This window comes from Streptomyces sp. NPDC028308 (assembly GCF_055565855.1).
The window spans coordinates 64,870-78,323 of record NZ_JBVHTO010000005.1; the positions used below are offsets into that span (position 1 = coordinate 64,870).

A 13,454-nucleotide genomic window follows, 5' to 3' on the forward strand; every position below is an offset into this window, starting at 1 on the left:
TGACCTGGCCGTCCCGCCGGCCCGTCACCCCCTGATTCCGCGCCCTGCCGGGGCACCTGCCCGCTGCCCTTCGCTGCTGCGCCGGCACGAGTCACCGGCGGTCACAGTTTTCGCGCCGCTCCCGTGGTGTCTGACGGGCTGTCAAGTGGGCGTCGGCGCATAGTGCGTGCAAGGGCCGGACACGGCTGCCGTCGGCACGTGTGCACGCGGTCCACGACGACGTGTCCGCGCACAGAAGGAGTGACGGCCCATGTCCCCCACCCTTTCCCGGCGTTCCGCCCTGCGGCTGCTGGGCAGCGCCGTCGCGGTCGCCGCGGCGGCCACCGGAACCGGCACCGCGGCCGGAGCGCACGCGGCCACCCGAAGGGGCGACGCGCCCGCGAACCGGCGTGTCGAAGGCCTGATCGCCCGGCTCACCCTCGACGAGAAGATCTCCCTCCTGCACGGCGCCACCGACCCCGACCCGCTCGGGCAGGCCGGCTACGTCCCCGGGGTCCCCCGCCTAGGCATCCCCCCGCTCCGGCTGGCCGACGGCCCCGCCGGAGTCCGCGTCACCCGCCACGCCACCGCGCTGCCCGCCCCCGTCCTGCTCGCCGCCGCCTTCGACCCGGACCTCGCCCGGCGCTACGGCCAGGTCATCGGACGCGAGGGCCGGGCGCTCGGCCAGGACGTGCTGCTGTCGCCGATGGTGAACCTCGTCCGGACCCCGTACGGGGGCCGCAACTTCGAGACGTTCGGCGAGGACCCGCTGGCGGCGGCGGACCTGGTCGCCGCCGAGATCCGCGGCATCCAGGACGAGGGACTCGTCGCGACCGTCAAGCACTTCGCGCTGAACAACCAGGAGAAGGACCGCATGTCCGTCGACGTGCGGATCGACGAGCAGACCCTGCACGAGGTCGAACTGCGCGCCTTCGAGGCGGCCGTAGACGCCGGCGTCGGTGCCGTCATGGGTGCCTACAACAAGGTCAACGGCACCTTCGCCTGCGAGAGCGGGCCGCTGCTCACCGACGTCCTGCGCGAACGGTGGGGCTTCGAGGGCTGGGTGATGACCGACTGGTCCGCCGCCCACAGCACCGTCGCCTCGATCACCGCCGGCCTCGACATGGAGATGCCGGACGGCACGTACTTCGGCGCGCCGCTGAAGAAGGCCGTACGGGACGGCGGCGTGTCCGAGCGGTACGTCGACCGGGCCGTACGCCGCGTCCTCACCGTGATGGACCGCTTCGGGCTCCTCGACGGCAGCGCCCCGCCCCGCCCGGAGCGGGACCCGGCAGCGGGCGCGGCCGTCGCCCTGGAGGTCGCCAGGGCCGGGGCCACCCTGCTGCGCAACGAGGACCGCGCGCTGCCCCTGGCCGGCGCCGCCGCCCGGAGCATCGCCGTCGTCGGCCCCACCGGCGCGTTCCCGTTCGTCAGCGGCGGAGGCAGCGCGCACGTCGTCCCCGACCGCGCCGAAAGCCCCCTGGACGCCATCCGCGCCCGCGCGGGCCGCGGCGCCCACGTGTCGTACGCGCTCGGCGAGGACCTCTACGGCAAGCCGCTGCCGGACGGCGCTCTCAGCGGCGCCGTCGACCCGGAGGGCCAGGAGGTCCCGGCCGGGCGGACGTGGACCTACGAGGGGACGCTGACCGTCGCGGACGCCGACGAGTGGACGCTCGTCGTCCACTACTCCGGTGAGCGGCCCCAGGTCCGCCTCGACGGCGAGGACCTCTACCCCGTGCGGGCCGGATACGCCGAGTACTTCCAGGGCGGCCTCGTCACCGCCGCGCCCGACGGGCTGTCCGTGCGCCGCAGGACGCTGCGGCTCGGCGCGGGCGCGCACAAGGTGGAGATCACCGCGAAGGGCGGCGCGCGGGGCCAGGTGTTCCGGCTGCGGCGCGTCACCGGCGCGACCCGGGCGCAGGACGTCGCCGAGGCGGTACGGACCGCCCGTGCCGCGCGGAGCGTCGTCCTCTTCGCCTACGAGGACGCGACCGAGGGCCAGGACCGCACCACGCTCGCCCTGCCCGGTCACCAGGCGGAGCTGATCGAGGCGGTGACCGCGGCGAACCCCCGCACCACGGTCGTCCTCAACACCTCGTCGTCGACGGCGATGCCCTGGCTGCCTCGGACGGCCGCCGTGCTCCAGATGTACTACCCCGGTCAGGAGGGTGCCGCCGCCACGGCCGCCGTCCTGTTCGGCGACTGCGACCCGGGCGGGCGGCTCACCCAGACCTTCCCGGCCGACGACGCCCACCACCCGGTCGCCGGCGACCCGCTCCGCTACCCGGGCGGCGACGGCGTCGAGGAGTACTCGGAGGGCGTCCACGCCGGCCACCGGTGGTACGACGCGCAGGGCGTGCGCCCGCTCTTCCCCTTCGGGCACGGACTGTCGTACACCTCCTTCGCCTACGAGGACCTGCGGGTACGGGAGAGCCGGCGCGGCCTGGAGGTGACGTTCACGGTGCGCAACACCGGGCGGCGCGACGGCGTCGAGGTGGCGCAGGTCTACGTCGGACGCTCGCCCGACCTGCGGCTCGACCAGGCCGTCCGGATCCTCGGCGGCTACCGGCGCCTCACCCTGCGCGCGGGGGAGCGGCGCCGGGTCGGCGTGACGGTGACACGGCGCACCCTCTCCTCGTGGGACGCGAAGCACCACGGCTGGGTCCTCGGCACGGGCCGCCGCACGGTATGGGCGGGTTCGTCCTCGCGCGCCCTGCGGCTGCGTACGACCGCGGAGGTGACGAGCTGATACCTCGCGCGGTCCTCACCACGCCCACGGCAACCGCTGTGCACGGGCGGCGAGTTGTGGCCCCCGTACCAGCCGCCCAGCCACACGGGGACCATCCGCGGGCGGTGGCACCCTGAACGGCTCCGGGCGGCGGGAACACCGGGGCGCCCTCCGGGACTCCGCCTCCGGGGGCCGAGCGGGTAGGCTGCCCGGCGGGCGCCCAGGGGGAGGGTGCGCGCCGGGCGACCCCGCACAGCGGTGGGCCCGGGCCTTGCACAGCGATACGGGAGGAACCGGCGTTGCACGTCCAGGAATGGCTCGAGACGGTGCCCGCGGTCAGCATCTACGCGCTCGTGGGACTGGTCATCGGACTGGAGAGCCTGGGTATCCCGCTGCCCGGCGAGATCATCCTGGTCTCCGCGGCGCTGCTCTCCTCCCAGCACGCCGGCATCAACCCGGTCGTCCTCGGCGTCTGCGCCAGCGTGGGCGCGATCGTCGGTGACTCCATCGGCTACGCGATCGGCCGCAAGGGCGGACGCCCGCTGCTCGCCTGGCTGGGCAGGAAGTTCCCCAGGCACTTCAGCGAGGGGCACATCGCCACCGCCGAGCGGTCCTTCGAGAAGTGGGGGATGTGGGCGGTCTTCTTCGGCCGCTTCGTCGCCCTGCTCCGCATTTTCGCGGGCCCGCTCGCGGGCGTGCTGCGGATGCCGTACTGGAAGTTCCTCATCGCCAACGTGCTCGGCGGGATCCTCTGGGCGGGCGGCACGACCGCCGTCATCTACTACGTCGGCGTCGTCGCCGAGTCCTGGCTCAAGCGCTTCTCCTGGCTGGGGCTCGTGGTGGCGCTGCTCATCGGGGCCACCTCGCTGCTGATCGTCCGGCGCAAGACGAAGCAGGCGGCCGCCCACGCCGAGGCGGACAAGGCGCCGGCGGCCGGGGCCGCCGCCATCGAGCCGGAGCCCGTCCCGGCCCCCGCCGCCGACTGACCGGACGGTCCGAGCTCACCTCTCCTCGTGCGCGGCCCGGTGCGTCCTGGCCAGCTCCACGTAGAAGGCGCCGTTCAGCGCGATGCCCTCGCGCTCCTCGGCCGTCAGCTCCCGCTTGACCTTGGCGGGCACGCCCGCGACGAGCGACCCCGGCGGCACCCGCATCCCCTGCGGCACCAGCGCCTGCGCCGCCACCAGCGAACCGGCCCCGATCACGGCCCCGTTCAGCACCGTGGCGCCCATCCCGATCAGGCAGTCGTCCTCGACGGTGGCTCCGTGCACCACGGCGTTGTGCCCGACCGACACGCGCTCGCCGATGGTCACGGGGAAGCCCGGGTCGACGTGGAGCGTGCAGTTGTCCTGGATGTTGCTGTCGGCACCGACGACGATCGGGCCGCCGTCGCCGCGCAGCACGGCGCCGTACCAGAGGCTCGCGCCCGCGCTCAGCGTCACCTCGCCGAGCACCACGGACGTGGGGGCCGTGAACGCCCCCGGGTCGACCTGGGGTTCCTTGCCGCCCACGCCCGCGATCAGCGCCTGGTGCGTCATCGCACTCTCCTTGTTCCTCGATGGGTTCCTCGATGGGCCCTCGTCAACGGCACCGTAGGCGATGGACGCGGGGCCGGGGCGGCCGGGTGGGGCGAAGATCACAGGTGAACGGCCGGGTGCCCGCACGGCACGCTGAGTACGGTGAGCGGGTGCCCACGAGCAAGAACACGTTCTCATCATGGCGGCGCCGCCTCGCGCAGCGCGCCGTCCACGCGGGCTGGGCCTGGGTGCAGCGCACCGGGGCGGTCACGGCGGCGCAGCCGGGGCGGTTCCGGTTCGGCGCGATGGGAACCGGCACGCGTCTCGCCTTCCCGCTGGGCACCGTCTTCGGCGAGCCCTGGATCCATGTCGGCGCGCACTGCATCATCGCCGAGCAGGTCACGCTGACCGCCGGTCTGATGCCCGACCTCGACCTCGGTCCCGACCCGATCCTGCGCATCGGGGACGGCGTCGTCCTCGGCCGGGGCAGCCACGTCATCGCGGACACGACGGTCACCATCGGCAGCGACTGCTATTTCGGGCCGTACGTGTACGTGACCTCCACGAACCACTCGTACGACGATCCGCACGAGCCCATCGGGAAGCAGTGGCCGCGGATGGACCCGGTGTCCATCGGGCCCGGGTGCTGGATAGGGACGGGGGCCGTGATCCTGCCGGGGGCGCGGATCGGCCGCAACGTGGTGGTCGCCGCGGGGGCGGTGGTGCGCGGGACGGTTCCCGACCACGCGGTCGTGGCCGGGGCCCCGGCGAGGGTCGTACGACGCTGGGACGCGCGGCTCGGCTGGCAGCCGCCGCTGCGCACGCCGGCGCCGGTGCCGATCCCGGACGGGGTGACGCCGCAGCAGCTGCTCGCGCTCTCGGACCTCGACGCGGAGCAGATCAGCCGCCTGACGGACCTGGACGCGGAGACGATGGCCCGCCTCACGGAGCCGGGCGCGGAGACCGAGGACGTGCGGGCGGAGTCCTGACGCCCGGCGTTCCCGTTGTCCCGCTTTCCGCGCGTGAACGTACCCGGTCGCCGGTCGCCCTTGCCGGGGGCGTCCTGTGCGCCCGTGCGCCGGTCAGCCGGTGGCAAGCAGGACCGTGCCGATCAGGGCTAGGCCCGCGCCGGCCGCCTGGATCCCGCGGAGACGTTCGCTGAGGATGCCGCGGGCCGCGAGGGCCGTGACCACGGGGTAGAGCGAGGCGAGCACCGCGGCCACGGTGACCGGACCGAGCTGGGCCGCGGTCGCGTACGTGCCGTTGGCCGCGACGTCGGCGAGCCCGACGAAGGCCAGGGCGGGCAGCGCACCGCGGACGACGGCCGCCCCGCCGTCCTCGGGGAGCGCCCTGGCGCCCCGCCGGACGGAGACCCAGAGGGCCGCGCCGCCCGCCGCCACGTTGGTGACGCGCTGCACGAACAGGGCGAGGAAGAGGCCGGTGAGAGTCGAGGACGCCTCGGCGATCAGCGACATCACCCCGCCGAAACCGAACGCGGCGAGCAGGGTCAGCAGCACCGCCTGACGCTGTACGGCGGCGCCCCTGAACTGCGGGCCGCCGGCCAGCACGACCCCGGCGACGGCGACCGCGATGCCCGCGAACTGAAGGATGCCCGGGCGCTCGCCCAGCACCAGGCCCACCCCGACCGGCACGGCGACGCCCAGGGAGCCCAGCGGTGAGACGACGCCCATCGGACCGAGCGCCAGGGCCTTGTAGAACGCGAGCATCGCGACCGGCCCGACCAGTCCGGCGGCCACCGCGAACCACAGCTGCGGCCCCGCCTCCCGCCACCCGCCCGTCGCCACCACGATCGCGCCGAGGACTCCCGCCGCGATGGTCTGCGAGACCACGACGACGGTCAGCGCGGGCAGGCGCCGGGTCAGCAGTCCGCCACCGAAGTCGGCCAGGCCCCACAGGAGACTGGTGGCCAGGGCGAAGAGTGCTGTCATGGGTCGCCTCGCAGTACAGTGCAGTGAACAATCCGGTGCACCACACCGTAGTGCAGCACAATGAACTCTGTCATCCAGAATATTGGACGGAATGTGTCGGACCTCGACCTGCTGAACCAGTCCCTGGCGCGCAACGTCAAGCGCTGGCGCACCGAGCGGGGCTTCACCCTGGAGGCGCTCGCCGCCCGGGCCGGGGTCAGCCGCGGCATGCTCATCCAGATCGAGCAGGCCAGGACCAACCCGAGCATCGGCACGGTCGTCAAGATCGGTGACGCCCTGGGGGTCAGCATCACGACCCTGCTCGACTACGAGCAGGGGCCCAAGGTCCGTATCGTCCCGGCCGAGCAGGCGGTGCGGCTGTGGCACACCGACGCGGGCAGCTTCAACCGGCTGCTCGCGGGCACCGAGGCCCCCGGCCCGCTGGAGATGTGGGACTGGCGGCTGATGCCGGGCGAGGGCAGTGACTCCGACCCGCATCCCGGCGGCACGGTCGAGCTGATCCACGTCACCGCGGGGGAGCTGACGCTCACGCTCGACGGGGTCGCCCATCGCGTCCCCACCGGCGCCAGCGTCTCCTTCGAGGCCAACGTCCCCCACACGTACGGCAACCAGGGTGACGAGCCACTCGAGATGATCATGGCCGTGTCGGTGCCGCCCGTGCACTGAGACCCCCGGCCGGCTCCGCCCGCCCGGCTGTTAGCGTGCCGGCATGCGCGCACCCATCGGAGACTTCGACACCGCCACGCCCGTACCGGACTGCCTCGACGTGCTCACGGCCCCGGTCGCCGACGCCGTACGCCGCTGGAGCGGCAGTGTGCCCGCCGACCAGATCCTGTACGTCGACACCGAGCCGGAGTGGGCGGACACCGCCGTCTTCGTCGAGCACTACGGCAAGGACCTGCTCGACCGGTCCGCCAACTGCGTGGTCGTCGCGGGCAGGCGCGGCGGCGAGACCACACTGGCCGCCTGCGTCGCACTCTCCGCCACCCGCGTCGACGTCAACGGCGCGGTGCGGCGCCAACTCGGCGCACGCAAGGCCTCGTTCGCCCCGATGGACACCGCGACCGGGGAGACGGGGATGGAGTACGGCGGCATCACGCCCCTCGGGCTGCCGGACGACTGGCCGGTGCTGGTGGACTCGGCGGTCGTCGACCTGCCGTACGTCCTGGTCGGAAGCGGGCGGCGGCGCGGGAAGCTGCTGGTGCCGGGGAAGGCGTTCGCCGAACTGCCCAACGCCGTGGTGCTGGAGGGGCTGGGCGTCGCCTGATTCCCGCGCCGGAAGCGGGGGTTGCCCGCGCCGGGCCTCGAACGCACGCCAGGGGTACGGCACTTGTGCCGTACCCCTGTGTCGTTCCGGTGCCGGGCGTCCGGCGGGCCGCGCGGGTCAGGCGGCGGCGGGGGTGGCCTGCGAGGTCAGCTGCCGGAGGACCTCGGTCAGGCCCGTCACGACCTCGTCGTCGTCCGCCGGGTGCGTCTCGGCGAAGCGGGTCACGGAGCCGGGGATGGACAGCTTGACGTCCTCCAGCACGGTGCCGCCGGCGATGCCCGCGGCCTTGCGGGCCTCGTCCTGCGCCCAGACGCCGCCGAACTGGCCGAACGCGGTGCCGACCACGGCGACCGGCTTGCCGCCGAGCGCACCGGCGCCGTACGGGCGGGACAGCCAGTCGATCGCGTTCTTCAGCACGGCCGGCATGGTGCCGTTGTACTCGGGGGAGAAGAGCAGGAAGCCGTCGGCCTGGCCGGCGGCGGCGCGCAGCCGGGCGGCGGCGGCCGGCACGTCGCCCTCGACGTCGATGTCCTCGTTGTAGAAGGGCACCTCGGCCAGCCCCTCGAACAGCTCGATCTCGACGCCCTCGGGGGCGTGCTTGACGGCGGCCTCGGCGAGCTGGCGGTTGTGCGAACCGGCGCGAAGGCTGCCGACGAGCGCCAGGATGCGGACGGACATGGCGAAACTCCTCAGAGAGCGGGTCAAGGCGGCGTGCGGCGGGGAGGGCCCGCACCGGCCCCACGCTCCGCGACTAAGCGGACCGGGGTCCGGTACGATTTCTATCACTGAAACGGACCAGGGTCCACTTTCCCTGGTGAGCGCTACGCTGGTGCCATGACCTCGCTCCCGCCGCCCCCGCCCCCGACCGCGAACGATGCCCAGGCCGGGCTGCTGGAGCTCACCCTGACCGCCGTCGACGAGCCGCCCCAGCTGCGGGCCGACGCCGCCCGCAACCGCTCGCGGCTGCTGGAGGTCGCGGCCCGGCTGGCGTCCGAACGCGGCGCCGCCAATCTGACGATGGAGGCCGTCGCGCTGGCCGCGCAGGTCGGCAAGGGCACCGTCTTCCGGCGGTTCGGCGACCGCACCGGACTGCTCATGGCGCTCCTGGACCACTACGAGCGGCAGGTCCAGGCCGCCTTCCTCACCGGCCCGCCGCCGCTGGGCCCGGACGCCCCCGCCCTGGAGCGCCTGCGGTCGTTCGGGGCGGCCGTCATCCGCCACGAGCAGGCCCACCGCGACCTCTATCTGGCCGCCCACGCGGAAGCGGGACGCCGCCACACCTCGCCCGCGTACGGCCTGCGGCTGACCCACGTCTCCCTGCTCCTGCGGCAGGCGCGGGTGGGCGGCGACGTCGAACTCGTCGCGCACACCCTGCTCGCCTATCTCGACCCGACCCTCGTCCACCACCTGCTCACCCGGCGGGGCGTCTCGCTGGAGCGCGTCGAGGCGGGCTGGTACGACCTGGTGGACCGCTACACGGCGCGGGGGTGAGACGGCGGCCGTACTCCGGCCGTGCGTAAGGGAGTTGATGATGGACCCATGACGACTCCCAGCAGAAGAGGCGACCTGTTCACCGGCGCCGGCCCCGACCCGCGGCACACCGGCCCGGCGACCGGGGACGAACGGCGCCTGCTCATCGGCTTCCTCGCCGCACAGCGCACGACCCTGGAACTCAAGTGCGCCGGACTGGGCGACGAGTTGTGCCGGCGTTCCGTGCCGCCCTCGACGCTGTCGCTGCTCGGACTCGTGCGCCATCTCGCCGACGTCGAGCGCCGCTGGTTCCGGTCCGTGCTCGCCGGGCAGGACGCTCCGGCCCGCTTCTCCTCGCGGGCCGATCCCGACGGCGACTTCGGCGGAGCGGTGCCCGGTCCGGCCGTGGCGGCGGAGGCATGGGAGGCGTGGCACGCCGAAGTGGCGTTCGCCGAGGACTTCGTGACGGACGCGCCCCACCTCGACATCGAGGGCGTCGACTCCTGGCGCGGCACGGTGTCCCTGCGCTGGGTCCTCGTCCACATGATCGAGGAGTACGCCCGTCACAACGGCCACGCCGACCTGCTCCGCGAGCGGATCGACGGGGCGATCGGGCTCTGAGCGGCGCGGGAGGGAGACGGCTTCCACCGGCGGCGGCAAGCGGAGTCGGCGTAACGGGCACCGGTCGGAGTCCCGGCGTTCGCGAGGTCGGGCGTCACCGGCGCTGGGACGAGGAGCGGGCGGCGCTCGGGGTCTCACGGCTCCCGCCTGCCCGTGGCGAGCGCCGCCGTCCGCCCCGGACACCGGGTCCGCTAGCCCAGGGTGCCGATCTCGATCGCCGGGCAGCGGTCCATGACCATGTCCCGGCCGGCCGCGCGGGTGCGCTCGTAGGCCGCCTCGTCGACGACACCGAGCTGGAACCAGACGGCGTCGGCGCCGATCGCCACCGCCTCGTCGGCGACGGGTCCCGCGAGGTCGCTGTTGACGAACACGTCCACCACGTCGACCTTGAAGGGGATGTCCGACAGGGAGGCGTAACCCTGCTCGCCGTGGACCGTCTCGGCCTTGGGGTGGACGGGGACGATCCGCTTGCCGTAGCGCTGGAGCACCGCCGCGACGCCGTACGCCGCCCGCTGCCGGTTCGGCGACAGGCCCACGATCGCCCACGTGTCGCCGAGCTCCGTGAGGATCTTGCGGATCGTTGCCGGGTCGCCGTACACGGTCGGCCTCCTAGAGTCCCAGAGAAGAACGTTCAGCCGGGAAACGGTCCGGGGCACCCGATGATTCCCCGGCCGAGCCGCACCCCGCGCGCGCGGCCTGTCCAAAATGGCGCCCACCGCCCTGCGCGCGGGCCGTCCCCCGCCTACGCTCACCCCGTGCTGCGAATCACCGATGCCCGAACGGGCGAGCCCACGGACGCCGTCGCCGCCCCCCGGGGCCTGACCCGCGTCGAGGCGCACGTGTCGCGGGACGACACCTCGGCCCTGCGCGTCCTGCTGGTGGCCGACGTGCTGGCCCGGGCCCTGGAGATCGGGAAAACCCCCGTCGTCACGGTCGCCGATCCACCTCCCGGACTCCGCGCCCTCGCCCTCGAACTCGGCATCAGGCCGCCCGAGGGCCGCACCGCGCCCGGCGGCCAGACCGTGCACGTCGTCGGGACGGACACGGCCGACGAGGACCCGGTCCCCGCGGACGGCATCCGCGTCGAGGTCGCCCCGGCGAACGGCACCGCCGAACCCGGGGTGCTGCGGCTCGCCCTCCTCGCCCGGCCCCGCCGGGAGCGCGCCGACCTCGACGACGAGACGGTGGCCCGGGCCGGGGAGCAGCTGGCCCGGTGGCGCAAGGCCGTCGCGAATTGGGCCACCCGCCCCTCCAAGCCCGTTCCCGAGCACGTGAAGCAGCAGCTGCGCGCCGCCTGGGAGGACGACCTTGACGTGCCCGCCGTGCTGCGGGTGCTGCACGGCGTGGAGAACGCCGAGGACATCCCGGACGGCGCCCGCTTCGAGACGTACGCCTACGCGGACCGGCTCCTCGGACTCGAACTCACCCGGGACATCGGGACCTCGGGATGATCGCGCGCACGGGCGCGGGACCGTTGCGCAGACTCGTCGTGCTGCGGCACGCCAAGTCCGCCTGGCCCGACGGCGTACCCGACCACGAACGGCCGCTCGCCCCGCGCGGCCGCCGCGACGCCCCGGCCGCGGGACGCTCGCTCGCCGCGGCGGACTGCCTCCCCGACCTCGTGCTCTGTTCCACCGCCGTACGCGCCCGCCAGACCTGGGACCTCGTCGCGGCGCAGTGGGGCACACCCCCGCCCGTGCGGCTCGACCCGCGGCTGTACGGGGCCGGCGCCGCGCACCTGCTGGAGGCCGTGCGCGAGGTCGCGGACCCGGTGCGGACACTGCTGCTCGTCGGGCACAACCCCGGGCTCGCGGAGCTGGTGCTCGCCCTCGCCGGGGACGGACTCGACGACACGCTGGAGCACGTACGGACCAAGTTCCCGACCTCGGCCGTGGCGATCCTCGCCTGGCACGGCAACGCCTGGCGGGACCTCGCGCCCGGCGCCGCACTCCTGACGGACGTGACGGTCCCGCGCGGCAGGCGACCGGACGACACGCCCTGACCGCCGCCCGGCGCCGGCGGTCCCGGACGCGGTGATCCGCCGACAGGGGCACCGCATACGCTGGCGGAATGCAGGACGAGTACCGCACAGTGGCCCGCGCGGGCGTGCACGAGACCGAGATCAACCGCTCGCGCTTCCTCTGCGCGCTCGCTCCCGCCGCCACCGAGCAGGAGGCCCAGGACTTCGTCGCCGGCGTCCGCAGACAGCACGCGGACGCCACGCACAACTGCTACGCCTACGTCATCGGAGCCGACGCCGCCGTGCAGAAGGCGAGCGACGACGGCGAACCGGGCGGGACCGCGGGCGTCCCCATGCTCCAGATGCTGCTGCGCCGCGACATGCGGTACGTCGTCGCGGTCGTGACCCGCTACTACGGAGGCGTCAAACTCGGCGCCGGCGGACTCATCAGGGCCTACGGAGGCGCTGTCGGCGAGGCGCTGGACGCGGTCGGCACGCTCACCCGCAGACGGTTCCGGCTGGCGACCGTGACCGTGGACCACCAGCGCGCGGGCAAGCTGGAGAACGAGCTGCGGTCCACCGGACGCGCCGTGCGCGAGGTGAGCTACGGCGAGGCGGTCACCATCGGGATCGGGCTGCCGGACGCCGACGTGGACGCGTTCCGGTCCTGGCTGGCCGACGTCACAGCGGGGACAGCTGGGTTCGAACTGGGCGGAGAGGCATATGGGGACGCATAACGGGCCGATACGGGAGTAGCCGTCCGTGATGTCCGACCCGCCCGTTAGTCTCGGGGATCATGAGGCTCCTGCACACTTCCGACTGGCATCTCGGCCGGGCGTTCCACCGGGTGAACATGCTCGGTGCCCAGGCCGAGTTCATCGGTCACCTCGTCACGACCGTGCGCGAGCGCGGCGTCGACGCGGTGGTCGTGTCGGGTGACGTGTACGACCGCGCGGTGCCTCCGCTGGCCGCGGTGGAGCTCTTCGACGACGCACTGCACCGGCTCGCGGACCTGGGCGTGCCGACGGTGATGATCTCCGGGAACCACGACTCGGCGCGCCGGCTCGGCGTCGGCGCGGGGCTCATCGGGCGGGCGGGCATCCACCTGCGGACCGACGCCTCGGCGTGCGGGACCCCCGTAGTCCTCCCCGACCCGCACGGCGACGTGGCCTTCTACGGCCTGCCGTATCTGGAGCCCGCCCTGGTGAAGGACCAGTTCGGCGTCGACAGGGCGGGACACGAGGCGGTGCTCGCCGCCGCCATGGACCGGGTCCGCGCCGACCTGGCCGCGCGTCCCCCGGGCACGCGTTCCGTGGTCCTCGCGCACGCCTTCGTCACCGGCGGCCAGGTCAGCGACAGCGAGCGGGACATCACCGTCGGCGGGGTCGCCGCCGTGCCCGCCGGCGTCTTCGACGGCGTTGACTACGTGGCGCTCGGTCACCTGCACGGCAGTCAGACGATCACCGAGCGCGTCCGCTACTCGGGCTCCCCGCTGCCGTACTCCTTCTCGGAGGCCGACCACCGCAAGAGCATGTGGCTGGTGGAGCTGGGCCGCGACGGCGCCCTCGGCGCGGAGCGCGTCGACTGCCCGGTGCCGCGAGCCCTCGCCCGGATCCGCGGCCGACTTGGAGACCTGCTGGCCGACCCCGCCCTGATCCGCCACGAGGACGCGTGGGTCGAGGCGACCCTCACCGACCCCGTGCGCCCCGCCGAACCCATGGCCCGGCTGACCGAGCGGTTCCCGCACACCCTCAGCCTCGTCTTCGACCCCGAGCGGGCGTCCGGCGAACCCGAGGTGTCCTACGCGCGCCGGCTCGCGGGCCGGGGCGAGCAGGAGATCGCCGAGGACTTCGTCGCCCATGTGCGCGGCGCCGGACCCGACGCGCACGAGCGGTCCGTGCTGCGCGACGCCTTCGACGCGGTCCGCGCCGACGAGACGGTCCGGGAGGTCGCCCGGTGACACGGC

Annotated in this window: 15 protein-coding genes; 11 read left to right on the forward strand and 4 right to left on the reverse strand. The window is 74.0% G+C overall.

The features are described 5' to 3' along the window. The first annotated feature begins 250 nt into the window (after window positions 1-250). Both ACZ4VA_RS12815 and ACZ4VA_RS12820 read left to right on the forward strand, forming a co-directional pair. Window positions 251-2,728 carry a beta-glucosidase gene (locus ACZ4VA_RS12815; RefSeq protein ID WP_468081184.1) on the forward strand — a complete coding sequence of 826 codons (2,478 nt, stop codon included), beginning with the start codon at window positions 251-253 and terminating at the stop codon, window positions 2,726-2,728. Between the two features lie 278 nt (window positions 2,729-3,006). Further along, window positions 3,007-3,693, forward strand: a complete 687-nt coding sequence (locus ACZ4VA_RS12820; protein WP_468081186.1) for a DedA family protein — start codon at window positions 3,007-3,009, stop codon at window positions 3,691-3,693. Between the two features lie 15 nt (window positions 3,694-3,708). Here ACZ4VA_RS12820 and ACZ4VA_RS12825 read toward each other — a convergent pair whose 3' ends face one another. Further along, entirely contained in the window at window positions 3,709-4,242 is a 534-nt protein-coding gene (locus ACZ4VA_RS12825) for a gamma carbonic anhydrase family protein (protein ID WP_355786539.1), read from the reverse strand. Between the two features lie 149 nt (window positions 4,243-4,391). Here ACZ4VA_RS12825 and ACZ4VA_RS12830 point away from each other — a divergent pair, with 149 nt between their 5' ends. After that, window positions 4,392-5,210, forward strand: a complete 819-nt coding sequence (locus ACZ4VA_RS12830) for an acyltransferase (RefSeq protein WP_355786536.1) — start codon at window positions 4,392-4,394, stop codon at window positions 5,208-5,210. A gap of 93 nt (window positions 5,211-5,303) precedes the next feature. Here the strand turns inward: ACZ4VA_RS12830 and ACZ4VA_RS12835 are convergent, their stop codons facing one another. Next, the gene (locus ACZ4VA_RS12835; protein WP_355786533.1) at window positions 5,304-6,170 is read right to left on the reverse strand and encodes a DMT family transporter; all 867 of its coding nucleotides are present in this window, start codon (window positions 6,168-6,170) and stop codon (window positions 5,304-5,306) included. A gap of 93 nt (window positions 6,171-6,263) precedes the next feature. Between ACZ4VA_RS12835 and ACZ4VA_RS12840 the strand changes: the two genes are divergently transcribed. Both ACZ4VA_RS12840 and ACZ4VA_RS12845 read left to right on the forward strand, forming a co-directional pair. Next, window positions 6,264-6,836: a helix-turn-helix domain-containing protein gene (locus ACZ4VA_RS12840; protein WP_355786530.1), complete on the forward strand. Its 573-nt coding sequence runs from the start codon at window positions 6,264-6,266 to the stop codon at window positions 6,834-6,836. Window positions 6,837-6,879: 43 nt separating this feature from the next. Beyond that, window positions 6,880-7,437 (forward strand): YbaK/EbsC family protein, encoded by a 558-nt coding sequence (locus ACZ4VA_RS12845; protein WP_355786528.1) that lies wholly within the window; start codon window positions 6,880-6,882, stop codon window positions 7,435-7,437. A gap of 117 nt (window positions 7,438-7,554) precedes the next feature. Here the strand turns inward: ACZ4VA_RS12845 and ACZ4VA_RS12850 are convergent, their stop codons facing one another. Beyond that, complete coding sequence (locus ACZ4VA_RS12850) at window positions 7,555-8,115, reverse strand: NAD(P)H-dependent oxidoreductase (RefSeq protein WP_356171235.1); 561 nt, start codon at window positions 8,113-8,115, stop codon at window positions 7,555-7,557. A 156-nt stretch (window positions 8,116-8,271) separates the two neighbouring features. On the opposite strand from ACZ4VA_RS12850, the gene ACZ4VA_RS12855 reads away from it, so the two are divergent. Further along, window positions 8,272-8,928 carry a TetR/AcrR family transcriptional regulator gene (locus tag ACZ4VA_RS12855; protein ID WP_356171233.1) on the forward strand — a complete coding sequence of 219 codons (657 nt, stop codon included), beginning with the start codon at window positions 8,272-8,274 and terminating at the stop codon, window positions 8,926-8,928. A 48-nt stretch (window positions 8,929-8,976) separates the two neighbouring features. After that, window positions 8,977-9,528 (forward strand): DinB family protein, encoded by a 552-nt coding sequence (locus tag ACZ4VA_RS12860; RefSeq protein ID WP_468081190.1) that lies wholly within the window; start codon window positions 8,977-8,979, stop codon window positions 9,526-9,528. A gap of 191 nt (window positions 9,529-9,719) precedes the next feature. Here ACZ4VA_RS12860 and ACZ4VA_RS12865 read toward each other — a convergent pair whose 3' ends face one another. Continuing rightward, window positions 9,720-10,127 carry a CoA-binding protein gene (locus ACZ4VA_RS12865; protein WP_355794142.1) on the reverse strand — a complete coding sequence of 136 codons (408 nt, stop codon included), beginning with the start codon at window positions 10,125-10,127 and terminating at the stop codon, window positions 9,720-9,722. A gap of 156 nt (window positions 10,128-10,283) precedes the next feature. On the opposite strand from ACZ4VA_RS12865, the gene ACZ4VA_RS12870 reads away from it, so the two are divergent. The 4 genes from ACZ4VA_RS12870 (at window position 10,284) to ACZ4VA_RS12885 (ending at window position 13,448) form a co-directional block, all read left to right on the forward strand. Next, window positions 10,284-10,979, forward strand: coding sequence for a hypothetical protein (locus tag ACZ4VA_RS12870; protein WP_355794141.1), 696 nt, complete (start codon window positions 10,284-10,286; stop codon window positions 10,977-10,979). After that, on the forward strand, window positions 10,976-11,530 hold the full coding sequence (locus ACZ4VA_RS12875) for a SixA phosphatase family protein (RefSeq protein ID WP_356171226.1): 555 nt from the start codon (window positions 10,976-10,978) through the stop codon (window positions 11,528-11,530). The genes ACZ4VA_RS12870 and ACZ4VA_RS12875 overlap by 4 nt, the downstream gene beginning before the upstream one ends. Window positions 11,531-11,598: 68 nt before the next feature. Beyond that, the gene (locus ACZ4VA_RS12880; protein WP_355794353.1) at window positions 11,599-12,225 is read left to right on the forward strand and encodes a YigZ family protein; all 627 of its coding nucleotides are present in this window, start codon (window positions 11,599-11,601) and stop codon (window positions 12,223-12,225) included. Window positions 12,226-12,284: 59 nt separating this feature from the next. Next, window positions 12,285-13,448, forward strand: coding sequence for an exonuclease SbcCD subunit D (locus ACZ4VA_RS12885; RefSeq protein ID WP_356243702.1), 1,164 nt, complete (start codon window positions 12,285-12,287; stop codon window positions 13,446-13,448). The last annotated feature ends 6 nt before the right edge of the window (window positions 13,449-13,454 follow it).